General features: G+C 40.8%; 14 protein-coding genes and 1 pseudogene. 11 read left to right on the forward strand and 4 right to left on the reverse strand.

Features of this window, described 5'->3' with window-relative positions; genetic code table 11:
- The first annotated feature begins 4 nt into the window (after positions 1-4).
- The 3 genes from DUK53_RS12270 to DUK53_RS12280 all read left to right on the forward strand — a co-directional run bounded on the left by DUK53_RS12270 (position 5) and on the right by DUK53_RS12280 (position 3,703).
- On the forward strand, positions 5-760 hold the full coding sequence (locus DUK53_RS12270) for an SDR family oxidoreductase (RefSeq protein WP_036133391.1): 756 nt from the start codon (positions 5-7) through the stop codon (positions 758-760).
- A 13-nt stretch (positions 761-773) separates the two neighbouring features.
- The gene (tkt, locus tag DUK53_RS12275) at positions 774-2,777 is read left to right on the forward strand and encodes a transketolase (RefSeq protein ID WP_036133394.1); all 2,004 of its coding nucleotides are present in this window, start codon (positions 774-776) and stop codon (positions 2,775-2,777) included.
- Positions 2,778-2,941: 164 nt separating this feature from the next.
- A complete protein-coding gene (locus DUK53_RS12280; RefSeq protein WP_036094286.1) occupies positions 2,942-3,703 on the forward strand; it encodes a DeoR/GlpR family DNA-binding transcription regulator in 762 nt (253 codons plus the stop codon).
- A gap of 272 nt (positions 3,704-3,975) precedes the next feature.
- Here the strand turns inward: DUK53_RS12280 and DUK53_RS12285 are convergent, their stop codons facing one another.
- Positions 3,976-5,439 (reverse strand): AcpB/EbpR/MafR family transcriptional regulator, encoded by a 1,464-nt coding sequence (locus tag DUK53_RS12285; RefSeq protein ID WP_036133397.1) that lies wholly within the window; start codon positions 5,437-5,439, stop codon positions 3,976-3,978.
- A 279-nt stretch (positions 5,440-5,718) separates the two neighbouring features.
- Here DUK53_RS12285 and DUK53_RS12290 point away from each other — a divergent pair, with 279 nt between their 5' ends.
- The 4 genes and pseudogenes from DUK53_RS12290 (at position 5,719) to msrA (ending at position 10,050) form a co-directional block, all read left to right on the forward strand.
- Positions 5,719-6,399 (forward strand): Crp/Fnr family transcriptional regulator, encoded by a 681-nt coding sequence (locus DUK53_RS12290; protein WP_036133401.1) that lies wholly within the window; start codon positions 5,719-5,721, stop codon positions 6,397-6,399.
- Between the two features lie 224 nt (positions 6,400-6,623).
- Complete coding sequence (locus DUK53_RS12295) at positions 6,624-9,113, forward strand: toxin Cry1Ac domain D-VI-related protein (protein WP_124892769.1); 2,490 nt, start codon at positions 6,624-6,626, stop codon at positions 9,111-9,113.
- 100 nt (positions 9,114-9,213) lie between these two features.
- A pseudogene (locus DUK53_RS17840) lies at positions 9,214-9,429 on the forward strand (bacteriocin immunity family protein); the annotation flags it as partial.
- A gap of 42 nt (positions 9,430-9,471) precedes the next feature.
- Positions 9,472-10,050, forward strand: a complete 579-nt coding sequence (gene msrA, locus DUK53_RS17845) for a peptide-methionine (S)-S-oxide reductase MsrA (protein ID WP_255410898.1) — start codon at positions 9,472-9,474, stop codon at positions 10,048-10,050.
- Positions 10,051-10,186: 136 nt separating this feature from the next.
- On the opposite strand, the gene DUK53_RS12305 is transcribed toward msrA, so the two are convergent.
- On the reverse strand, positions 10,187-11,662 hold the full coding sequence (locus tag DUK53_RS12305; RefSeq protein WP_036133407.1) for a helix-turn-helix domain-containing protein: 1,476 nt from the start codon (positions 11,660-11,662) through the stop codon (positions 10,187-10,189).
- Between the two features lie 267 nt (positions 11,663-11,929).
- Here DUK53_RS12305 and DUK53_RS12310 point away from each other — a divergent pair, with 267 nt between their 5' ends.
- Positions 11,930-15,061 (forward strand): MucBP domain-containing protein, encoded by a 3,132-nt coding sequence (locus DUK53_RS12310; protein ID WP_036094277.1) that lies wholly within the window; start codon positions 11,930-11,932, stop codon positions 15,059-15,061.
- 63 nt (positions 15,062-15,124) lie between these two features.
- Here the strand turns inward: DUK53_RS12310 and ygjK are convergent, their stop codons facing one another.
- Positions 15,125-17,488 (reverse strand): alpha-glucosidase, encoded by a 2,364-nt coding sequence (ygjK, locus tag DUK53_RS12315; protein ID WP_036133409.1) that lies wholly within the window; start codon positions 17,486-17,488, stop codon positions 15,125-15,127.
- A 299-nt stretch (positions 17,489-17,787) separates the two neighbouring features.
- On the opposite strand from ygjK, the gene DUK53_RS12320 reads away from it, so the two are divergent.
- Complete coding sequence (locus DUK53_RS12320) at positions 17,788-18,399, forward strand: Crp/Fnr family transcriptional regulator (protein WP_036094274.1); 612 nt, start codon at positions 17,788-17,790, stop codon at positions 18,397-18,399.
- 51 nt (positions 18,400-18,450) lie between these two features.
- Positions 18,451-19,119: a Crp/Fnr family transcriptional regulator gene (locus DUK53_RS12325; protein WP_036133412.1), complete on the forward strand. Its 669-nt coding sequence runs from the start codon at positions 18,451-18,453 to the stop codon at positions 19,117-19,119.
- Between the two features lie 64 nt (positions 19,120-19,183).
- Here DUK53_RS12325 and DUK53_RS12330 read toward each other — a convergent pair whose 3' ends face one another.
- Positions 19,184-20,638, reverse strand: a complete 1,455-nt coding sequence (locus tag DUK53_RS12330) for an AcpB/EbpR/MafR family transcriptional regulator (RefSeq protein WP_036094271.1) — start codon at positions 20,636-20,638, stop codon at positions 19,184-19,186.
- 450 nt (positions 20,639-21,088) lie between these two features.
- On the opposite strand from DUK53_RS12330, the gene DUK53_RS12335 reads away from it, so the two are divergent.
- Positions 21,089-25,150 (forward strand): SpaA isopeptide-forming pilin-related protein, encoded by a 4,062-nt coding sequence (locus tag DUK53_RS12335; RefSeq protein ID WP_161564240.1) that lies wholly within the window; start codon positions 21,089-21,091, stop codon positions 25,148-25,150.
- Positions 25,151-25,164 lie beyond the last annotated feature (14 nt).

Consider the following 25,164-nt stretch of genomic DNA (forward strand, 5'->3'; position numbering starts at 1 on the left):
AAATATGTTCGATAAAAATTTTGCATTAACAGATCAAGTAGCTGTCGTAACTGGCGGTGCAAGCGGGATTGGGCGGGCAATCGTGGAGCTGTTCTTCGAAAAAGGCGCGCGTGTCGTGCTCGTTGATATCAAGCCAGACGTGGCCGAAATCGCGCAACAAATCGGCGGGGCACGAGCGCTAGGCATCCAAGCTGACATTACGAAAAAAGAAACCGTAGAACGCGTGATGGCAACCGTTTTGGAGCAATTCGGTAGCGTCGATATCGTGGTGAATTCAGCGGGCATCGCGCTTCTTGAAAAAGCCGCGGACCTACCCGAAGCTTACTGGGACAAGACAATGGAGCTGAATCTGAAAGCCTCGTTCCTCATCGCGCAAGCAGCAGGAAATGTGATGATCCAACAAGGCCGCGGCGGAAAAATCGTCAATATTGCCTCTCAAGCATCCGTCGTTGCGCTCGATAAACACGTAGCCTACTGCGCGAGTAAAGCCGCGATCGTTTCGATGACGCAAGTTTTGGCGATGGAATGGGCGCCTCACAAAATCAATGTGAACGCGATTTCACCGACCGTCATCCTGACCGAACTCGGCAAAAAAGCATGGGCCGGAGAAGTTGGCGAAGCGATGAAAAAACAGATTCCGATTGGCCGTTTTGGCTATCCAGAAGAAGTCGCAGCCTCAGCATTATTTTTAGCAAGCGACGCCGCGAACCTAATCACCGGTGAAAATCTAGTGATCGACGGCGGTTATACCATTCAATAAAAGGAGGACGCATATGTCACTCATGGATCAACAAATGATAAAAACGTTACGCGTGTTATCGATGGACATGGTCGAACAGGCGAACTCAGGGCACCCAGGCCTACCGATGGGCGCGGCACCAATGGCTTTCACACTATGGAAAAATCATTTAAAATTTAATCCGGCGCATCCGAGCTGGTTCAACCGCGACCGCTTCATCCTCTCGGCAGGCCACGGCTCGGCACTACTTTACAGCCTGCTTCACGTTTTCGGCTACGATGTCAGCAAAGAAGACCTGCGTAACTTCCGGCAAAAAGACAGCGCCACGCCAGGTCATCCCGAATTTGGCCACACGCCCGGCGTCGACGCAACAACTGGCCCACTGGGTCAAGGCATCGCGATGGGTGTCGGAATGGCGATGTCAGAAGCGCATCTTGCCGGGATGTTCAACAAGGAATCCCACGAAGTCATCGATCACCACACGTACGTTTTGTGCGGCGACGGTTGCTTGATGGAAGGTATTTCCTACGAAGCAAGCTCACTCGCCGGCCATCTGCAACTCGGAAAACTCATCGTGCTCTACGATTCCAACGATATTTCCCTAGACGGCGAACTCTCGCAAAGTTTTTCCGAAGACATCGATTTGCGTTTTCGCTCAGCAGGCTGGCAAACGTTGCGCGTCCCCGATGGAAATGACGTCGAGGCCATCAACAGCGCCATTCTCCTAGCGAAAGCCGAGACTAACAAACCGACCTTGATTGAAATTAAAACGGTGATTGGCGACGGAAGTCCGAGCAAAGCAGGCACAGCCGCAGCACATGGCGCGCCACTAGGCAAAGCAGAAATCGCCCAAATCAAGAAAAACTACGGCTGGGAACTAGAACCATTTGAGCTACCAAAAACGGTCGGCTATCAAAAAGACTACTATTTATCTAAAGGAAACCACCGTGAATCGAAGTGGCTCCAAGCGTTCAACAAATACAGAAACGACTACCCAGAAGAAGCGGAGAAATTGCAACGCCTCATCGATAATCAAGAAACCGCGGATCAAGGACTCGTTTTACCGACCTACACGACGGAGGATGCGCCAGTGGCAACACGAGATGTTTCCGGTACACTTTTAAACGAGCTAGCGCCTCAAATACCAAGCCTATTTGGCGGTTCGGCTGACTTGTCATCTTCCAACAAAACGATGCTTAAAAACAGCGGTGACTTCCTGGCCAACCATTACGAAGGCAAAAATATCTGGTTTGGCGTCCGCGAGTTTGCGATGGGTGGAATTTTGAATGGAATGGCTTTGCACGGCGGAATTAAGCCGTATGGCGCGACTTTTTTCGTATTCTCAGACTACTTAAGGAGCGCGATTCGTTCGGCAGCTCTCATGAATCTTCCAGTAACATACGTGATGACGCACGATTCGATCATGGTTGGAGAGGACGGCCCGACACACGAGCCAATCGAGCACCTGGCCTCATTCCGAGCGATGCCGAACTTGGTCGTTTTAAGGCCGGCAGATGCGAATGAAACGGTTGCGAGCTACAAATACGCGCTAACACAACAAGAAAATCCAGTTATGCTCGTGCTCAGCCGTCAAGCGCTACCAATCTTGCCGACCACAGACACGAAAGCCGCGACAGACGTCGAAAAAGGCGCGTACATCCTAGCCGAATCGCCGACTGCAACGACAGACATGCTCCTAATCGCAACTGGTTCCGAGGTTTCCTTAGCGATGGAAGTCCGCGAACGCTTAGCGACAGAACAAATCGGCGCCCGCGTCATCAGCATGCCGAGTTGGGAATTATTCGAACGCCAATCCGCAGACTATCAAGAAGCTATACTCCCAAGTGAAATCACACACCGAATCGCGATCGAAATGGCTTCATCCCAAGGCTGGCACAAATACGTCGGTGACCAAGGCAAAATTATCGCCATCGATACATTCGGAAAATCAGGTCCAGGCACCGAACTTGCCGAAGACTTCGGTTTCTCCACTAAAAAAATAGCAGATCAAATTTTGGCGACACTACAAAAGAATTGAGCAAAGAGAGTCTGAGCGTGGCGCATGCTTGTTCAGACTCTCTTTTGATTGCCAGATACTACAATTATTGGTAGGCATGTGGTAAAATGAAAGTGTGATTTATTGAAAGCAAATAGAAGGAAACGATGAATTACACTATTATATGAAAAAGTAGGTGAAAATCCATGTTCGCAAATCAACGTCGAAGTGAGATTTTACATAGGGTGCAAGAACAAAAAACAGTGTCCGTCAACGAGCTGAGCGAGAAGCTAAACGTCTCCGCAGCAACCGTTCGGGCCGATTTAAATGCCATGGAGAAACAAGGATTACTCACACGAACACACGGTGGCGCCATGATGAAAGAAAAAGACGACATCGACAAAAAATACGCCGTCCGCGAAAAGAAACACCGCTCCGAGAAACAACGCATCGCCGCCGCGGCTTTTGAATATATCGAGAACGACCAATGTATCATACTCGATGCCAGCACCACCTGTTTCGAACTCGCGAAGTTCATCAAAGAATCGACGAAACGCCTAACGATCGTTACGAGCGGCCTAACAACAGCCACGATGCTAAAAGAAAATCCGAATTTGACAATAATCATCATCGGCGGCATTGTCCGCAGCGGTTCCAACTCGATTGAAGGCCTGATTGGGCACGAATTATTGAAGAAAGTAAACGTCGACATCCTATTCACGTCAGCATATGCCCTGAACGCATCGGACGGCTTAACCGATTTTAGCCTGTATGAAGTCGAACTCAAGCGCGAAATGGTTGCAACCGCCCGAAAAACAATCGCACTCGTTGATAATAGCAAACTCGGAAAAAGCTCCATCGCGACTTTTGCGAAAATAGAGGATATTGATGTATTGGTGACAGATCAAGTATTATCCGCTGAATTGGCATCCTGCTTGCAGTCTATAAATGTAGACATTGCGAACTAACATGTGATACCGTTCACTACAAAAAAATCGCCTTATCATTTTTGAGTAAGACGAAAATTTTGCTTTACACAAATCGAGCGAAAGCGTTTGTATTCAGGAGATTTGGTGGAAGCCGGAAGCGGAGCATACCCCCGTATGTGATGACTGAAAGCAGGGAGAGGGTAGTTTCCTCGACCATGCAAGAAGTTAAGCGTAGCAGAACCGGAAGTCCGCTAAATCTCCTGAATGCGAGCGCTTTTCGCCGATTATCTGGGCTATGTTCCAGACTTGGGTTAAATATCAAAAACCAACTGCGAAACCTTGTCCCAATCCGTCGCATTCGGTTGTCTAGAACACGTATACGTCACGCAGTCAAAATGCTCATAACGCTCCTTATAATTCTTCACCAAAATATCCACGTCAAATTCCTTAATATAATCATTCGTCACACGCTGATTCGACAAAAACGTCATTTTCGTGTTACTCCCCACAATATTCGCCGCAAAAATTTGAAGGTAATTCAAATACGCCTTTTTCCCATCAAACGAAAACAAAATATGCTTCTTTTTCCCGTTATTCTTATTATTAACATACAGCGTAAACATCGTCAGGTTAACGCTTACATCATCGATATGCGCGATATGCTGAAGCTCAGGAACCGCATTCTCCCTCAAAATATCATACCAAACCTCGAAAATATTTCCATGATTCTTCTTAATCGAAGCGTTCACCTCAAAGAAATTTTTCTGAAAAAGCGGTGAAAGTCTACTCAACAAAATAATATTTCGCAGGAAAAACACAAAAATACTCAAAGACGCCTCATCCGGCTCCTCCAACCCATTCCGAACAAAATACTCCCGCACCATCGCGAACAAATTTTCAATCAACGTCACATTTTCCATATTCACGATTCCACTCGAAAACTGCTCCGTATACACATAATTATCCAACAAAATAAAATCCAAAAACAGCATTTCATTCCGATTCACATCCGCATCAGAAGAAAGAACGAGGCCCAGCACCTCAACAGCTAATTTTTCAATCGATTTATACGTCATCGGCAACTCCTGCTGCTTCAACTGCACATCATCACTAATCTGAATATATTGCCGCAACTCAAGCCGCTTCGTGATCACCATAATCCAATACAGCACACTCCGATGACTCACATGCCCCTCCAACTCACTATGCTCCATAATATACTGAAAACTCTCTTCAAACAGATTAAAAACCCGCTTATCCGGCCTAAAATTCTGCGACACATCATCCGTACTATAGAAGAAATAATGAAAGAAATACCGAATATCCACCTCGCGTCCCTCAATCGCAACCGGCGACAACTGCAACTTCAAATGAAAATCCGCCAAAATCTCCTTAAAATGATTCAAATACCGGTACAACGTCGACGTCGAAATAAACAACTCATCCGCCCACTCATCAATATTCAAATACCGCCCCTCAAAAATGCTTTTCGTAATCGCAAAAAGCGGCGACTTCTCAGCCAATTCAGCCAAAACAAAATCCACAAGCTCATTATCATCAATTTCCAGCATCGAAGCAGAATGTCTAATAATTAACTTTTCCTCCATACTTTCAATTTCCTGCACGTCCCTTTTTAACGTTCGCAATGACGTATTGAGCGTATCCGCAATCTCATCCAGCGTAATCGCATACCTAGCCTTGGCGACCTGCTCAATCAACAAAATTTGACGATGGACTTTTTTATCAGGTATTAACCGCAAACAAAAATGATTCATAAGCAACCCCCTCATTTCAAAAACGCCCAAAATTTAGGCAAAATAAAATGGCGATGACAAGCAAATTCCCATAAAATAAAAGTATCCCCAGTGAGACATGACGCATTTTAAACGCCAACTTTTCTATTCTTTTCCCCTAATGCCACTTTTTAATCTGTTAACCCCTCAAAAAAACTAACTGTCACAAATAATTCACAATTTAGAGCATAGGACCATTTTTTCAGGTAACAAACGTCAAAAATAATATGACATACTATTAATCATAAGGAGGTTGTGTATTTGGGTCAAAATAATCTATATTCCAGAGAAATGATCAAACAGGAATTCAATCAACCTAAACTTTTTAAATTATTAGCAGAAAACACATTCTTTCATATTGAAAAAATAAATATGACGTTCAAAAAGAATACGACTATTCCTTTATATCAAGACGATACAGAATATGTATACTACATTTGCGACGGGATTACCAGTGTAAGCATAACGGACGAAGTGTTCGAATTCAAGGGCCCTTCCGAATTTATTGGCCTTTCAGATAGCATGATAAATACAAATAATGAAGATTTCAAAGTAACAACAATCACCGAAACAATCATTTGGCGCTTCCTAAAAAGTGATGTTATCGCAAAAATTATGAGCACACAAGAAGGCTATCTTTTTCACTATTTGAGCATGTTGGATCAATACAGTTTATTCACAAAGAAGCTCATGACGATGAAAAAAACACATAAAGAGCGCGTTTTTATAGCTTTGCAAGAAGTAGGGAAAAAGTTCGGCACACCCACCAACCGTTCTGATTACGTGAAAATTCCTCCCGTCTTTACACGGAATCTCATCGCGCAATATGTAGGGATTGGACTAACAAAGCTGAGCGATAGTTTGCTAGCCTTGCAAGAGGAAGACCTTATCCAGATGACCAGTAAACGTGAAATTATATTAGAAATAGAAAGTTTAATATAAAAATCAGATAATTTATTGATAGCTATTAGGAGGTGAGATATGATCATGAATGGTCCCTACCACCTACCTATATCTGAGAAACAGGTAATCGCGCAACCTCTATAAAAAAGCGAATAAGGACGTAGGTGGGGCGCTCATTCTGAGTACAACATATAAGGAGGTGATGGGCAAGGGGCCGCCCACCATGGAATACCAGTATAAAAAGTAATCAAACACAAAGGAGAATGAAAGTAAATATGTTAAATAATAAAATGAAAAAAGCAGCAAGTATTGTAGCTGTAGTAGCACTACTCGGAACATCGGTAACGACACCACTAGGAGCACTAACTGCCAAGGCGGCAGAATCGCAGTCGCAACCAAGCACATTAGCAGTGCTTAACCCAAACTTATTAAGCCAAGATCTTTCTATCTCAGCCACGAATAATAAAAAATTAGCAGCGAACTGGAATCTAACATCTGGTGCAGATTATACAACGCTAGGATATGAAACTGGTAGTAGTTCAAGGGTAAGAGCGACAGATGCATCAGGTACTTTATTTCAAATAAGTAATGTGAACGGAGTCATGCAAACTACTTTTAAAGCTGGAAAAAATGCTTCTGTATCTCAGACAATCAATACAGAAATCGGAAAAGAATACACATACACGTCCCTGTTCTATCTAGATCAAAGCGTCGGTCCTGGTCCGACTAGAACAATGGTAAATAGAAATATTACGTTACAGATTAATGATTTGGCACCTAGAACATTGATTGGTTTAAATCAGGGAATCCTCAATGGTTATGAAGGTACTTTTAGCTTCGTGGCAACATCAACAAAAACAAACATCACACTAGCTTCTACTGGAACTGCTTCTACAAGAGATTATAAAGTATTCCAAGCTACGCAAAGCATTACGAAAAGTGCTAACCAAATGCAACAAGATGCCATTGCACAGGCTCAAAAAGCACAAGAGGCGGTTAATAATTTATTTAGTGGAAGCGACCCAGCCAATGATATTAAAGCTGGACTAACACAAGAGGAAATCAATGCAGCACAAGAGCTAATTAACGATGTAACAGATAGCTCGTTGCAAACGAAATTACAAAGCAGTCTAAATAAAGCGCAACAACAATTAATTGCTCGTGATAATGCGGAAAAAGAAGCACAAGAAAAAGCACGCGAAGCAGTAAATAACTTATTTGAGAATAAAGATCCGAACGGTAATATTACAGGAGTTGTGACACAAGGCGATATCGACAAGGCGCAAAATTTAGTGAATCAAGTAACAAATGAAACCGAAAAAGTAGCACTCCAAAAGGATTTGGATAACGCGAAGAAACAATTGACTGAGCGTATGGATGCAGAAAACAAAGCGCAAGAAGCAGTAAACAACTTGTTTGAAAATAAAGATCCACACGGTGATATTACAGGAAATGTAACACAAGAAGACATTGATGCAGCGCAAGACTTAGTGAATGAATTAACAGATGCAACGAAAAAAGCAGAGCTCCAAACAGCATTGGACGACGCAAAGCAACAATTGACTGATCGCATAGAAGCTGCCGAGAAAGAAGCGCAAGACAAGGCGAACGAAGCAGTAAATAATCTGTTTGAAAACAATGATCCAAATGGTGACATCACTGGGAATCTAACACAAGACGATTTGGATAAAGCACAAGATTTAGTCAATAAAGTAACTGACGAAACGAAAAAAGCAGAACTTCAAAAAGATTTGGACAAAGCAAAACAACAATTAACAGATCGTAAAGAAGCTGCGGAACAAGAAGCGCAAGAAAAAGCGCGTGAAGCAGTAAACAACTTATTTGAGAATAACGATCCAAACGGAAACATTTCAGAAAGCATGACACAAGAAGACATTGATAAAGCAGAGGATCTAATCAACAAAGTAACAGATGAAACGTCAAAAGAAGCACTTCAAAGCGACTTAGATAAGGCAAAACAACAACTAGTAGACCGCACAAACGCTGAAAAAGAAGCAGAAGATGCAGCTAAAGCAAGCGTGAGCGATCTATTCTTAAATAATGATCCAACAAAAGATATTAAAACGACAACGAACCAAGCAGCAGTTAACGCCGCACAAGATAAAGTAAACGCAGTGACTGACCCAGCGCTAAAAGCAACACTTCAAAAACAAGTAGATAAAGCGCAAGCACAAGTTTCAGCAAGAGTTGGGATTACAGGAGCCATTACAAAATACACAGTTGGTGACATGTACATCACTGGAACATATACTGGCCCAGCAACAGCTTTGAGCGTCGATGTCAATGGTAAACGTTACTACGGCGGGGATATCGCTAATGGTACTTTTAAATTCTACGTAGCAGACAAAAATCTAAAAGCCGGCGATGTTGTGATTGTGAATTTCTACGATAGCAGTAAACAAATCAGAACGTCTGTACAGGTACAAGTATATGAACCATTAAAAGTAACTGTGGCAGACTATAAAATTGGCGATGGCTATCTAACAGGAACGTATAACAACAATGTAGCCAAGGTTGGTTTAGTAGTCGACGGCACGAAATATTGGGGTGGAACTGTTGCTAACGGCACAGTTAGATTCTACGCAGCCGATAAAATTAGAACAGCAGATGCAGAAGCAATCATGAATTTCTACGATGAAAACAATACTGATGGACTTCATCCTAATGACGAAGGACAATATTTTATTGGTAACTCTGTGGCTACTTGGCTGAATAGTGTTTCGCATTATTAAAAGAGGAGAAACCCGCAACCCTACATTTTGACTAACCTTCAAAAGTGGCATAACATAGAATATAAATGTTACTGACACATCACAAAGGTGGTCCTAAAAAATGAAAACAAGCCAAACCGAAATACTCGGAGATCTCTACAATCTGCTGCTAAATCCAGCCACTCGCGACTGGGAACGTGCTCAATTGCGGGTGGCAAAGACGGCGATTGATGATGGTGCGCATTTTGACGATCAGATTGCGAAGCTTGAGGCGTTGTTGCGTCCATTGGCCCTAAGAGATAACTTGACGCCAGACGTGACCGATTTTTACTTAAAAATCACGGATGATCCTCTGGCTGGTAGCTCCTTCGATTTGTCTATCCATTACGAACAAGATGGTCCACATCAAGCGCGCGCGATTTTTGCTGGTGGTTGTTTTTGGTGTATGGTGGAGCCGTTTGAGACTAGGCCTGGAATTATTTCGGTGATATCGGGCTATACTGGTGGTCATATGGAAAATCCGACGTATGAGCAAGTGGTTGGTGGTTATACGGGGCATGTCGAAGCGGTGGAGATTATTTTCGATACGCAAATTTGGAGTTATAAAGAGCTGGTCGAACTTTACTGGCAGTTGACTGATCCGACTGATGCATTTGGCCAAATGGCGGATCGTGGTGACAGCTACAGGCCTGTTATTTTCGTGGCAAATGAGGAACAGCACCAAATCGCGGAGCAGTCGAAGCGAGATTTAGCGGAGTCGGGGAGATACAAGCATCCAATCGTGACAGCTATCGAACCAGCTACGACCTTTTGGCCAGCTGAAAATTTCCATCAACAATTCTATCAGAAAAACCCGAGAAGATACAAGAAACTCAAGCGTTCGCGCCAGCAGTTTTTAGCGTTTCAGCGGATGCAAACGAAATGGCGGCGTGGATGGAAGATATGGGGAAAGGATTAGAAGGGAATATCCGATAAAAACATGAATAAAGCGTACAAAGACTAGTAAGGTTATTGTGGTACTCTCTCTTACTAGTCTTCATACATGTATTTGCATGTCAAAATTTTGAAGCTGCAGTTTATCCTGATATAACGAATTATACTCCTCCTTCCAAATTTATTTTCTCGCGGAATTTATCTTGTATAATCGTTGTTAATTCTGCCCATCTTTCCATGTTTCTAGTTGAATCTAGGTAAAATACGTGTTTATCTGGTTTGGCTTTCTCAAGCGTATCCGTTACAATAATATCTGCTTTTGAGTAGTCGCTAGTAACGGAAATATTAATATTATTATACAGCGAAGATAGGCGATTTTTGATGACATAAATAGCGGTAAAATCCTTTGTCATTTGTAAATAAATCTTGATTTTAGGACTTCTTTCGGAATGCAATAAAGAATGCAAAAGATTACATATCAATTCTAGGTGGCTTTCATCATCTATGATAGGAGAAAGTGTCTCTCTTATAGCATCGGCCATAGCATCTTTCTTTGGTAAATAAATGACCAGCTTTGGGATATATAGTTCCACAAAACTGAGAAATGCGTTGCCAATTAAATTATAGGAAGAGATAATAAGTGACAAATAATAGATATACATATATTCTTTTTCTTTGGATAAAACTAAGGAAGTTAACGTAGAAAATCGCGTATAAATTTGCTTCGAAAGCACACAATAAGGGTGTTTTTGGGCAGAAAAGGTTTTACCGAGCTGGATTTTTTGTTCCCTCTGAATAATATCTGAAATAAAAATTCTAGAAAGAAAATTAAAAACAAGTATTTCATTTTTTTTGTTAATTAAGCTCAGGTTACCAAACCCATTTTTGTGAAAAATTAACGCAGCGTCAAAATTCTCTGTGATCAGCTCAAAGAAAGATAAAAGCTCTGGAGAATTAGGGTTTTCAATGAAGTTTTGTTCCTTTATTCTAGTATGAAGAACGGCATAAAGAATATAGAGAGACCTTTCTTTCGTATTAGATCTCTGATGAGTGGTTTGTAGAACTTCTGGAGGAACGGTGGATTTAATTTCATCGATACTTATATTGGAAAAAGGCCATTCTAAATCTTGAAAAGAATCTTGCAAAAATATGTAGGAGAAGAGCCTGATAAATATTTCATTACCCTCAAGGTAAATTCTGTTATCAGAGACAATTATTTTAATATTATATGGTTTCAAAAATGTATTTAATTTGTACGTTAACTTAGTAAAGTAGCTCTCTGAAATAAATAATAACTCGATTATCTCTTGTTTCTTAATAACGGATCTTGTTGTAAGTAAAACAGCATAATTGAATATAACTACCTGCTTCAGCAATTTTAATTTCAAAATATAAGAACATTCCACGGCTTGTTTCTCATACTGCCGTTTCACCCGAATAGTGCCAGTGTTGTCTGATGAAATGAAGTCCTTCATTTTTAGATACTGTTCAAAAGATTGATTGATTCTAACCACATTTGATTTTACAGTTTGCTTAGAAATACCTAAAGATGAGGATATATCCCTTAGCGAAGTATTCTTTTTTTTGATGACAAAGAATAAAATATTTAGCTCTTTTTGCAAATAGACTGGAATCAAAATAATACCTCCTCATTGCTATGTACAATTAATATCTAGCGCTAAACATTAATTGTACATACAAAGTCTCGTTTAATAATGTTACTATAGCAGAGTAGGATAAAGTTGTAAAATAAACACTTGTGTCAAAATATTACAAAAAAGCTAGCGACCAATGTACTTTACGACATCTTCTGGAGCAGCTACATAAGATCTAACAATAAAATAATATCATTATTCCTAATTTTTAAATAAAAATAGGCTATAAAAAATAATCGGAGGTTCGAGATGAAGAAATTTTTAAAAATAGGTATCGTTATGATGTTAATTTTTCCGCTTTTCACGTTTGTACTACACCCTGAACTAGCCCATGCAGCGATGGAGCAAAGAGTCGAACAAGCGAAAAATGAGTCAAAAGCGAAATTAACAGAAAATGTAAAACGAATTATTCAAGAGAACTCAGAACAGCGTATCCATACAGTCACAACACCGCTAACAGATAAATTTTCCTATAGGGGAGGAGAATCCACAAAGTATAGTGAGGGAGGCCCGACGTGGAAAAAAGAAGCCTATGTCATTAGTATGAACCCCATTTATTCTACAGTCGGTGTCGATACTAGCTTACTATCCATCGACTACAAGCGCCCAGGAAACGGAACGACTAACACAAGTCCAAGCTCCATATCGATTACTGCGAAAACAAATAAGAAAATCGACACCAGTTTTTTGCTAGAAGTTCGTAGCGTTTATACAGTATGGCACACATTCGAACGGGAAGTTTTTTGGGGAAGTTCAGAACAAACCTTGTATTCCCAAGATGTATTAGATAAACCGATATCTATCAGGGTACATGTCACAAAAGATAATGAAGAAGGAGCAGTAAAGGTATCTTACGTCGATGTGGATACAGGAAAATCGATCATGGTGGAAAGTGTCTTACACGGAAAAATTGGCAATCCCTACAATCAAGATGTTCAAAAGGACTACATAGCTAAAAAAGAATACATTAAGAATCAACATTACAATTATGTAGGTGAAAAAAATACGATGGGAAATTATCGAGATGGAGAAGTTAACGCAGAATATCAATTTGAAAGAGAGCCTGGTGGAAATGCGACAGTAAATCACGTTAACGCAGAATCCACTTTAAATGAGAAGCAACGGGAGGCATTTGGAAGCCCGACGCCTGATATCCTGACAGGCAAATATGGCGACACGGTAACCGCGAAAGCCAAAAATATGGTGCATTACGAAACACTCGATGGTAAAGAGGAGATGAAGATAAAGCTAGATGAAAAAGCACAACAACAAACGTTTAAGTACAAACTCAAGCAAGCAAAGCCGTTGATTGTAAAATATGTAGACGAAGATGGGAACCCCATTCCAGGAGTCGATAATAAAATAATAACTGGAAAATGGGGAGACCAATATACGGTGACGCCACGAGAAGAAATTCCCTTTTATACGCTTATAGATAGCGGTGAAAAGAAAGAAGGCTATTTGACAGATGATGATCAAGAAATCGTCTACCGATATAAAGTATCTGAGGGCGCTCCGGTAGTTGTCCATTACGTGGATGAAAAAGGTAAAACGATTCATGAAGACAAGAAGTTATCAGGCCTAAAATATGGTTCCAGGTTCAAAGAAAAAGCCATCAATATACAACATTATCGACAAAAAAAAGATGAGATTAGCGGCCAAGTAACAGATAAACAACAAGAAATTACATTTGTTTATGAAAAAAATGATGGTAAACCTGTGATTGCGCGTTTCAAAGATGATAAGGGCAGACTAATACACGAGAGCTACTTAATGTATGGAAAACATGATGAGGCATTCGATGGGTCTGAAAAAAACAAAGCCATTCAAGATATTTTAACGAAATTAAAGAGCGAACATTTTACACTGCAAGACGTTCAAGGCAACCCAAGTGGGAATTTTACCGATGATAGTGACGTCCAATATTCAAGTGAACTCACGTACTCCTTGAAAAAAGACGATGCTCCCGGCCAAGTAAAAGTACGCTTTAAGGATAAAAATAATCAAAAAGACATCGCCTCAGAAGAAATCTTAACGGGTAAATATGATGAACGATACTCCACAATGCCTAAGTTCATAAATGGCTATCATTTGGTTTATATACCAGATAATACATCAGGAACTTTCGGCGATAAGAGCAGTGAAGTAAGCTATCTTTATGAGCCCGATATTGGCGGTACCGTCGAATTACATTACATTGACAAGGATACAAAAGAGGAAATAAGTCCAGTAGATGTTAAAAGCGGAGGGGTGGGTCAAGCGTATGATTTTGAACCTAAAAATATAAATCGCTATGAATTATCAGACATACCCGATAATGCAAAAGGAACGTATCCTGATCCCAACCAAACAATCAAAGTCTACTATTCTTATACGAAAGCCAAAGCGAAACCAGTGCATGTTATCTACCAAAATAAGGAGGGTAAGGTGCTAGCGAAAGAAGAGTTGGATGGGGTTGATAAAAAATGGGGCGATTCTTTTGAGACAGAATTAAAATCATTTACAGGATACGAGTTGAAGGAGATTACCCTTGATGGCGTACGAGTTTCCGAGGGAAGCGGTGTATTCGATGATGCAAAAGAGCAAACTGTTATTTACAGTTATGACTGGAAGAAAGCGGCTCCGGTGTACGTACAATATATGGATGATGATACACAAAAAGAAATAGGATTACAAGATGAGATATTGGATAAGAACGCGATTTTTGGAGACCCTTTTGAGAGTAATATGAAAGATATACCGGGATATATTTTTCAATCAGGAGATTTAAATGGCCAGACACAGGAGGGAAATAGTATTGCGGGGAAATACACAGATCAGGCGCAACGGATTACGTATCACTATAAGAAAGACAAGACGAACATAGTTGTGAAAGATTCCATTGTTTATGTTGGCGGAAATTGGACTGCCTCTGACAATTTTGAAAGTGCATCAGATAAAAATGGTGATCCGCTCGAATTTCAAAACATGCAAGTCTCAGGGCTGGTTAATGTCAATAAGGAAGGGACTTATCGAATCGAATACGCTTACGAAGGGATGAAAAAAACGGCTTATGTAACGGTGAAATCGAATAAAGAAAGTATTGTAGCTCCAACTGTAGATAAGAACGGAAAAGTATTAAAAGATGCTGCAATCAAGGAGAAAGTTACAGGAAAAAAAGAGAATAAAAATGTAGTAACTAGCTATACAAGCAAGATAAACATGGGCGTATATGGAAACATTGATATGAGAATGCAACCTAAAGATAACCAAGCAAAAGTGCAAGCAGCTAAGCTTCCAAAAACAGGAGAAACAACGAATCAAGTAGCTCTATTAATTGGTGCACTGATGGTGATTGCCGGTTTGATTGCTCTGTATGTTCGTAGACTTGGAAAATTATAAATGATATAAAAACCGCTAAAAATCAGGTTCGATTTTTAGCGGTTTTTATATTAGCGGTAAATCTTATTTCTCAATCCCAGTCTGGCTGGTTGTTTCATCACCGACAATCGTATTTTGATACATTAAATAATACGCGGCGGAGGACCAGCTGAAGTTTTTCGTGCTTAGACCGTCACCGGTAAGCGGATCGTAGTTTTCGTGAATCGGTCCGTTGCCCATCAAGCCGTTCGCGTGATTAAATAGATTTTTCGAAAGGAAGGTTGCGTCGGACTTATAACCGTAATTTTGCAAGGCTTCGACTCCGAATAATGCTTGATCGAGCCAAACGGGGCCGCGCCAATATTCTGTTGCGCTGAAACGCGGGTTGTCTTTGGACGCAGTAGGAAACGGCATGTACGTGTTGAATTTATTTGGAGAAAGCATGTTTTCACGGACGCTTGCTGCTTTGTCTTTGTCGGATAGATTTGCCCAAAGTGGAATCCAGCCTTCTGTGCCTTTGCCGCGATTTACAAGCAGTTTTGTTTTGGAGTTATCGTCGTTGATTTGCAGGTCGTAATAGAAACCGGTGTCTTTGTCGTACATATTTTTTTCGATGTAGGTTTGTACTTTTTCGGCTTCTTTTTTGTATTTATCCGCGTCGTCTGTCTTGCCGAGCTCTTTTGCCATCGAGACTAAAAAGCCTTTTTCAGCGTATAGGTAGGCGTTTAAATCGACGGATTCTTGGTTGATGGAGTAGCCGATGACTTTATCTGCGCTATCTTTATTCTCAAAAACGAGCACGCCGGGATCATTTTTCCCAATGCCATCTTTGTCAAAACGGACAGCGTTATCCATACCACTTTCCCAAGCTGCGGCCTCGATAACGGCTTCATCATTCAGCTCATAATTGCCGTTTGCATCCTTGATATTCTTGTCGTTCGCGTCTTTTTTCCAGTTGGCGTCACTGACCATGCTGCCGTACTCCGCGATGCCGTTTTTGTTATGGTCGCGGTTCGTATACCACCAATCGTGATAAGCGACGAGCTTCGGATACATTTCTTTGAGGAAGTCTTTATCTTTTGTCTCCGTATAAATATTCCAAACTGCCCACGCGGAAAGTGGTGGCTTCGAATTGCGCTCATTCCAGTTTCCACCGTCCCCGCCGCGTTCTGGTGTTTTATTGTAGAAAATGGCATCGATAATCGCGCCGGAGTCTTGTGGCATAATCGGATCATCTTTCTGAATTTGATAATCGAATAGGGCACGCACGCTATTTTTCGCCAGTTCTGGGTTGAATTGCACTGTCGCGACGGCTTCTTTCCACGAATCCCAAGACCAGAGTCCGATAAACCATTTATAGGACATCGACGGAACAATGCCATCATGCTGAATCGCGCCAGCCGGACTGCGCCAGTTTGTTGTCAGCGTTTCGATTGTTTTCACGGCCGCATTTTTATATTCTGGATGGTTTTCGTGTGTCTTCTCAGCAAATGTTTTGTCTAAATAGCCTTGCCAGCGCTTGTTGTTATCTTGGAAAAGTTGATCTTGGTCCGCGATATACGAATCCCAATTGGCTTTTTCCGTCTGCAATTCCTTATCGGTGAACGTGTAACTTTCCACGGCATATGTCGCAAAATCCTTGCTCGGGTCAATCGTAATCGGATTTTTTGCCTTCGATGTATATGTATTCGCAGCCACATCATTCGTAACTGGCATGTCATGATAGATCGAATATTTCGTTTGTGTCGTTGAGAAGAACGTCCACATTTCTCTTATAGTCGGAAAATTGACTTGGACACCATTTGGCGTGGATTCAAGCGTTTGCTTCAAGTCGATTTGATTGCTGCCATCATTCAATTTATTAAACAAAGTCCCTTGCCACGAAAGCGATAAGTGAAGCGGTTTTTCCGTTTTATTCGTGATATTTGTTTTCACAAGCGCCGTCCGATTACTCGCAAAAATCAAGTCCAATTGTAACGTCAAATCATCGAGCTCATACGTTTGAACTAATTTGCCTGGATAGTATGCAAAATCGGTACTTGCTTTACTCAAATCATACGTTGTTTTCGTGTCATCATTCGCAATTTGGATTTTATCAAATGTTTTCGCTAAATTCGCCGGATACTCCTCAGCAAGGATGACCGGGCCAGCAAAACCGCCAAGTATTTCAGGTGTATTCCCATCAGGCAAATAATAACCGTGCCAAGCGCCTAAATCAGCGAAATTATTAAAGCGGTTGGTATCATAATTCCCATACATATTTTCTGTGGGATTTGCCGAGATATCAATCAGATTCTTAAAATTCGAGACTTCTGATTTTGGCGCCTTCTCGACCAATTCTGACGCCTGTTCCTGCTTTTTGTCTTTATTCCATACGTTAAAACCAGTGATTCCAGCTACGATCAGCAGGATAACACCTAAACCAATGAACCAATAACTCTTTTTCATTTCATACCTCCTGAGTATTTCTATATTTGTGATAACGCTTTCAAATAACGATACAAGTATAACTGATTTTTTGTAATAATGCTAGTTCCTGCGAATTTCCCTTAAAAATGGGAGTTCCAGTAGTTTATTTTTAAATATGAATAATCAGAATAATTAGATATAAAACGGATAAATACGCCTATTTTTTCTTTTTTTGTAATAGCCCAATTTGATAATGCCCACATGTTACATTTAGATTAAGAAAGCCAACCAAGATAGAGAGCAAGCCAATAAAGGCAAAATTATATAGGAGGTATACGATGCAAACATTCATAAATTTTCTATTAGATGATGAATTCCCAACTATCAAAGGTGAGCAGATAACGTTAAAAAGAGGCGAACAATTATTGCTAGAAGATGCGGGGAACAAGCCGCAATACGTATTCGGTATTTCAGAAGGAATTGCAGCGATTAAGAGCGAAGAAACCATCCTTGAATTCATTGGGACAGACCAGTTCATCGGGCTTTACACAGATGGAAAAGCAACCTTGCACGGTGAAATCGTATCTAAAGAAGCAACTGTTTGGAAATTCGAACTAAAAGATGTCCTATCAAAAGTAGCGCAAAATAAAAATGGTCTGCAACTTTACAACAAGCATATCACACATATCCAAGAAAATTTATTGAAAAAAAGCAGTATCATGATGCTGAACAAGTCGAACAGATTGCTCCTATCTTTAAGAATGCTCGCATCAAGGTTCGGTGAAGTTTCAGAGGATAAAGGTGTCATCAGACTTCCACAAGATTTCACTAAAAAAATATTAGCCAATTATACGGACATCAAATTAGCGACACTTACAGGAACGTTAAACAAGTTAAATGAGGAGGGGAAAATTATTCATGGCAGACGCGTGTTACTTATTTCTAGCTAGACCGAAAGCACTCTTAACAGTCGATAAAATTCAAAATCGGGAGGTTAAATTTTGACTATAAACAAGCTCTACAATATCGAAGCAATCAAACGGGATTTTAGTTTAGGAAAATTGTTATCCATATTACTAGATGATGAGGTCTACCCGATCAGGAAGCAAAAACTAGTCTTTGAAAAATCCGAAATATTTTACATGGAAAATGAGGAGGATTCGTATGTTTTTGCGATTGAGAAAGGTATCAGCTCGGTCTTTATAGGCAATCAACTCGTAAACTTTGTCGGGGCAGGAGAGTTTATTGGCTTGCATTGTGAAGGTAGTACGGACGAAACCAGATTTAGCGGGAGTGTCATATCAGACGAGGTTGTTGTCTGGCGATTCCATTTTCATGATGTACTAGCTAAGATAATGAATATCCAGGAAGGCTACCTATACCACTACAACTACATGATTAGCATCTATCCTATTTATTTAAATAAGATTCTGGCGATGGGAGCAGACGTTGAAGAAAGAGTATTCGGATTTTTAGAAATAATGGCTGATAAATTTGGAGAAGAAGATGGTCCTTTTGTTAAAATTCCGAGCTTTTTCACGAGAAAACTATTGAGCGATTATATAAACGTGAGCCGTATGACGCTTAATACAACGATAAAGCGACTAGAAGAGAGGGAGTTAGTCAAATTAGACGATCGGCTAATCTGTGTACGGATGCCAATGTCTTAGTCAGTCGCACGGTAAATCTAGTCTTAGAGAAGCACCATAAAGCAGGTTGGTGCCTCTTTAAGACTTACATAGAAAGAATTAAATGATGAATATTATCCCAATCTTTTAAGGAAGGGTGTCTGGCCGTATTATAGTAGGCACAATCGAATGTTTGCGATGTTTCTTTATAATTCGTAACAACCAAATCGACATGCAGCTGTTTCGCCAAATCATTGGTAATATGTTGATTAGAAATGAAAGTCATCTTTTTATTACCACCAATAAAATTACCAACAAATACTTCTAGGTAGTTAAGATAAGCCGTTTTTCCATCGAATGAAAAAAGAATATGAGAAGTATGCTGCAATGTTTGACTATTGGCGTAAATTGTAAATAACGTTAAGTTAGCACAAACATCTTCCATGTGGTGAATATTTTTGAACTCAGGAATACTACTCGAAGAAACCTTATCCATCCATTGTTTAAATAAAGCATAATGCGTGGACTTGACAAATTGGTTTACCTCGAAAAAATTCTTTTGAAAAAGTGGTGTTAGCTCAGATAACAAAAGGATATTCCGGATATAGAACACGAAAATATAAAGCGTATCATCACTCGGCTTTTCCAACCTGGCATCTACAAAAAAGTCGTTCACAAGCGCGTGCAATTCTTTGGTAAGGAAAGGATAAAGCCGTTCCTCGATTGGCCCTGCGACGCCTTCTTTATAAATGTAATTATCCAAAAGCAACATATCCATAAAAGCAATTTCATCTTCCGTTATATTCGATAAGCGTACAGTTGTAATAATTTCATGCGCCAGTTTAGCAATATACTCATAGGTCAATGATTGCATCTGCTTCTCTTTTATTTCTTCACTAATCACGACATGGTGGCCTTGTTCTAGTCGTTTATTCATAACCATTATCCAATAAAGCAAGCTACGATGCTGAATATAGCCTTCAATATGCGTATTTTCAATAAAGTAGTTATAGTTTTTCTCAAAAATATCAAATAATTCCTGACCAGGTCGATATTTTTCTGAAATGTCATTTGTACTATAGAAAAAATAGAAAAAGAAATAACGAATATTTACCTCAGAACCTTCTATTTTAACGGGATAATACGACAGCGTGAGATCGAAATCTTTCAATATTTTTTTGAAACCATTCAGATAGCGAGTAAGAGCAGACGAAGATATAAACAACTCATCCGCCCATTCGTTTACGTCTAAGAATATTTCTTCAAAAATATTTTGAATGATTATAAAAAGAGGAGACTGTTCTGAAATTTCGCTTAACAAATCATCAATAAGGCTATGGCTCTCAATCTCATATCCGACTGCTCTATGTTGAATAATGAAGTCCTTATCAACGGTACTGATTTCTGAAATGTCACGTTCCAGCGTACGAACTGAAATATCGAACTCATTCGCGATTTCTTCCAGAGAAATAGGATATTGAGAGGCATAAATTCGCTCCACCAGATGAAGTTGCCGACGAATTTTCTTATCCGCTATAATATTTAGGCAAAATTGATTCATAAATAAAACTCCTTAGAGTAACAAATTTCATATCAAGGAATAGCTACCATAAAGATTCAAGAAGGAGCATCTTACCTACGTGTCAAGTATAGATAAATGTAAGGGAATATACAAATATAATGTGATCTTTAAATATGTTTCAAAAATAATAATATTCAGTTTACAATGTTTTTTTTGTCATACAAATCGACAAAGTAGAGTTGTGAGCGAATATTGGATGCGATAAGATATTAGCATGCGAGCAGAGATTTACATAAAAATAAATGATATATAGAAGCTAGAAAGGAGAGATATCATGTGCTACAGAATTATTTTCCCTATATGCTTTTTATCAATAGCAAGATATCTGCGTTCCGAAAGAATAAATAGGGTGACTCAAATCTAGTAGATAGAGCCGTTAATTAAAAGCCACGGAACCAAAACGAAATGTATAGGAGTGAAGTCAATTTTATGAAAAAAATGAAAAAGTTATTAACCATGTTAATGATAACAGTTATCACACTCACAGTGATTCCCTTCAACTTTAGTTCTGCCAGCACGAATCACGGTTCAAACCTCATCACGAGTGTGAGTTTAGATAAAACGACAGTTAATTTTAGCGAGAAATTTCAAGTTAACTATACCTGGGCTATTCCAGATGGTACGGTAAAAGCAGGCGACACGATGATTGTGAAGATGCCTGCCGAGTTAAAACTAGAAGCTGGTCTTGACTTCGATCTAAAAGATGCACAAAGGAATATTGTAGGGAGAGCGCAAGTAAATCCAACAACGAACGAAATCACAGTAACGTTCACTGACTACGCCGAATCAAGAACGAACGTACATGGCGATATGCGAGTCTGGGTCCAATTAGATAGATTTACAAATATACCTGGCGAAACGACCACCATTAACTTCCCAACAAAAAATGGTGAAGTACGACTAGGAATTACTGTTCCAGATAACGGAACAGTAGGACCGCCAACAACAGAAGTACCAGCCAACGTATTGGGCAAATGGGGCCAGGTAGATGCGAACGATCCAACGCTAATCAACTGGAATGTACTCATCAATTACGATAAGTTAACGATTCCAAACGCTGTGTATACAGACACAATTGCTGCTGGTCATACTTTTGTACGTGACTCTTTAGTGGTTTATAAGGGAGATACGGATGGTCAAGGAAATCCGAGACCTGCTAATAAATTATCAGATACAGAAACGGCCAACATGTTAAAAAGTCATAGTGCTGAAGGGTTCCAATTAGAGTTAGGTTCAATTAATCAAACGGTATCTGTGACATACCAAACAAAAATGACGAATCCTACCACAGGGCAAGTCTATAGAAACGAAGCGAAATTGACAGGGACAGATGTAAGTGAAAATAAGGAATCAGAAGTAAAATACTTTGGTGGTGATGGATCCGGAACTGGCGAAACACCAGATCCAACAGGTAGTTTAGAGCTTATCAAACGTGATGCATCAAATCATGCGAATCGTTTAGAAGGAGCCGAATTCCGATTAACAAGCAATAATGGTGAAGCAGCGCGTACGATTACAACCGATGCTGCCGGGCGTGTAGAAGTAGGAAATCTACCACTAGGAACCTACACTTTGGTTGAAACAAAAGCACCAACAGGCTTCGAGCTAGATGCCACGCCGCGCACATTTGAAATCACCGCAGATAATCATACGACTATTCAGACCATAACAATAGATAACACACCAACACCAGATCAGCCACCGACACCAGATCCAACAGGTAGTCTAGAACTTATAAAACGCGATGCATCAAATCATGCGAATCGTTTAGAAGGAGCCGAATTCCGATTAACAAGCAATAATGGCGAGGCGGCGCGCACCATCACAACAGATGCTACAGGACACGTGGAAGTAGGGAATCTGCCACTAGGAAACTACACCTTGGTTGAAACAAAAGCACCAGCAGGTTTTGAGCTAGATGCGACCCCACATACATTTGAAATCACAGCAACAAATCATACCAGCGTCCAAGTAGTCACGGTAGATAACAAACCATTAATAGTGGAACAGCCAGATCCAACAGGTAGCGTACAACTACGCAAAGTCGATGCAGCAGCTACCAACAAGACATTAGCCGGTGCTACGTATCACTTGCTTAACGCCGCTGGGACACCCATTAAGACGGTAACGACAGAAGCCAACGGTACGCTGACAATCAATGATCTTGCCCTTGGAAAATACAGTCTGGTTGAAATGACAGCCCCAAGCGGTTATATCCTGGATAAAACACCCATCGCCTTCGAAATCACAGAAGCTAATGCAGGCCAAATGATCACACTGACGCATAAAAACACAAAAATCGACGTACCAGAAATCCACAAAAATGTCGCAGCACACCAAGCATTTGACTGGAACATCATGGCTCAACTAGAAGGCGCACCAACGACAGCTAGCCAATCACTAGAACTAACAAACCGCGACGATTCATTCGTCTGGAATGTAGACACGAAGTTTGGCAACAACACAGCGACATGGACAAAAGCCGTATTAACCGATCAGATCAACGACCTTTTAGAGATTGAAAACATTCAAATCACAGACGCACAAGGCAACGATGTGACAGGAAACGGCACACTCACAGAAGAAAACAACCTAATCACATTCACCATCAACAAGAAAAACAACAGCTACGCGTTCCTATCGGGCCAAACGTACACGATGAACATCCAAACAAAAATCAAAGAGGGCGTAACAGACGAGCAATTAGCACCATTCATCCAAGAAGGCGGGATTCCAAACCAAGCAGAATTAGCCTTCAACAATAACGGTAAAATCGTATCAGACATTCCAAAAGTAACACCACCACCAGTGAATCCAGAAATCAGTAAAGACATCGAAGGCAAAGACCACCTAGAGCTAGCGAACCGCAATGACGCCTTTGACTGGAACATCCACACAGCATTTGGTAACCAAACAGCAAGCTGGAACCAAGCGATTATCACAGACCAAATCAACAACTTACTAGCGATTGAAAAGATCCAAATCACAGATGAAGACGGCAACGACGTAACGGAAAACGGCACCATCACAGAAGAAAACAACCTGATTACCTTCACAATGAACAAAAAAGACGACAGCTTTGCGTACCTGGCAGGCCACACCTACACGATGACTGTGACAACAACCATCAAAGAAGGCGTAACAGATGAGCAACTAGCCCCATTCATCCAAGACGGTGGGATTCCAAACCAAGCAGACCTAGCGTTCGGTAACGAAGGCGATATGATCCAATCGGAAATCCCAACGGTAACACCACCACCAGTGAATCCAGAAATCAGCAAAGACATCGAAGGCAAAGAGCACCTAAACCTTACCAACCGCAACGACGCCTTCAACTGGAACGTCCACACCGCATTCGGTAACCAAACAGCAAGCTGGAACCAAGCCATCATCACAGACCAAATCAACGACGTACTAGCAATCGAAAACATCCAAATCACCGACGAAAACGGCAACGATGTAACAGAAAATGGCACCATCACAGAAGAAAATAACCTGATTACCTTCACGATGAACAAAAAAGACGACAGCTTTGCGTACCTGGCAGGCCACACCTATACAATGACTGTGACAACAACGATCAAACAAGACGTAACAGACGAGCAATTAGCCCCATTCATTAAAGACGGAGGTATTCCAAACCAAGCAGAACTAGCTTTTGCGAACGAAGGCGATATGATTCAGTCAGAAATTCCAACGGTAACACCACCACCAGTGAATCCAGAAATCCACAAAGACATTGAAGGTGTACAGCATGTAGATTTAGCGAACCGTAATGATGCTTTTAAGTGGAATATCCACACAGCATTCGGTAACCAAACAGCAAGCTGGAACCAAGCCATCATCACAGACCAAATAAACAACGTACTAGCGATTCAAAGCATCCAAATCACTGATGAAAATGGCAACGATGTAACAGAAAATGGCACCATCACAGAAGAAAACAACTTGATTACCTTCACGATGAGCAAAAAAGACGATAGCTTTGCCTATTTGGCAGGTCACACGTATACAATGATAGCGGCAACAACCATCAAAGAAAGCGTGACAGATGAACAACTAGCGCCATTCATCCAAGACGGTGGGATTCCAAACCAAGCTGATCTAGCGTTCGGTAATAAGGGCGACAACATCCGGTCAGAAATTCCAACAGTGACCCCGCCAAACCCGGAAACACCAGTGACAGTAACACCAGGAAATCCAGAAACACCATCGAAAGTAACGCCAGTCTCGCCAATAAAAGAAACACAAATCAACAAAGAAACATCACCCCAAAAAGCGAGCAAGATACCAAGTCAACCAGAAAAAACAGCAGAAATGAAAGTCAGCAGAGCAAAAAATAACGACAACGCACCAACACCTACGAACACCCTACCGAGTACCGGTGATGCATTAGAATATATCTGGATTCTATTAGGAGCAATAATCCTCCTCATCCTAGGAGCAGTAGTTGTTAGACAACATAGAAAAGCTGATTTTAATACTAAATAAATGTAACACTGATG

Source organism: Listeria sp. SHR_NRA_18 (genome assembly GCF_003856515.1).
GTDB classification, from domain to species: Bacteria; Bacillota; Bacilli; order Lactobacillales; family Listeriaceae; genus Listeria_A; species Listeria_A newyorkensis.

Coding starts and splice junctions, on each gene's coding strand:
- DUK53_RS12310 (WP_036094277.1), top strand. CDS start 11,930: ATGAAGAAATTTTTAAAAATAGGTATCGTTATGATGTTAATTTTTCCG.
- DUK53_RS12295 (WP_124892769.1), top strand. CDS start 6,624: ATGAAAGTAAATATGTTAAATAATAAAATGAAAAAAGCAGCAAGTATT.
- DUK53_RS12280 (WP_036094286.1), top strand. CDS start 2,942: ATGTTCGCAAATCAACGTCGAAGTGAGATTTTACATAGGGTGCAAGAA.
- DUK53_RS12335 (WP_161564240.1), top strand. CDS start 21,089: ATGAAAAAAATGAAAAAGTTATTAACCATGTTAATGATAACAGTTATC.
- tkt (WP_036133394.1), top strand. CDS start 774: ATGTCACTCATGGATCAACAAATGATAAAAACGTTACGCGTGTTATCG.
- DUK53_RS12285 (WP_036133397.1), bottom strand. CDS start 5,439: ATGAATCATTTTTGTTTGCGGTTAATACCTGATAAAAAAGTCCATCGT.
- DUK53_RS12270 (WP_036133391.1), top strand. CDS start 5: ATGTTCGATAAAAATTTTGCATTAACAGATCAAGTAGCTGTCGTAACT.
- DUK53_RS12320 (WP_036094274.1), top strand. CDS start 17,788: ATGCAAACATTCATAAATTTTCTATTAGATGATGAATTCCCAACTATC.
- ygjK (WP_036133409.1), bottom strand. CDS start 17,488: ATGAAAAAGAGTTATTGGTTCATTGGTTTAGGTGTTATCCTGCTGATC.
- DUK53_RS12330 (WP_036094271.1), bottom strand. CDS start 20,638: ATGAATCAATTTTGCCTAAATATTATAGCGGATAAGAAAATTCGTCGG.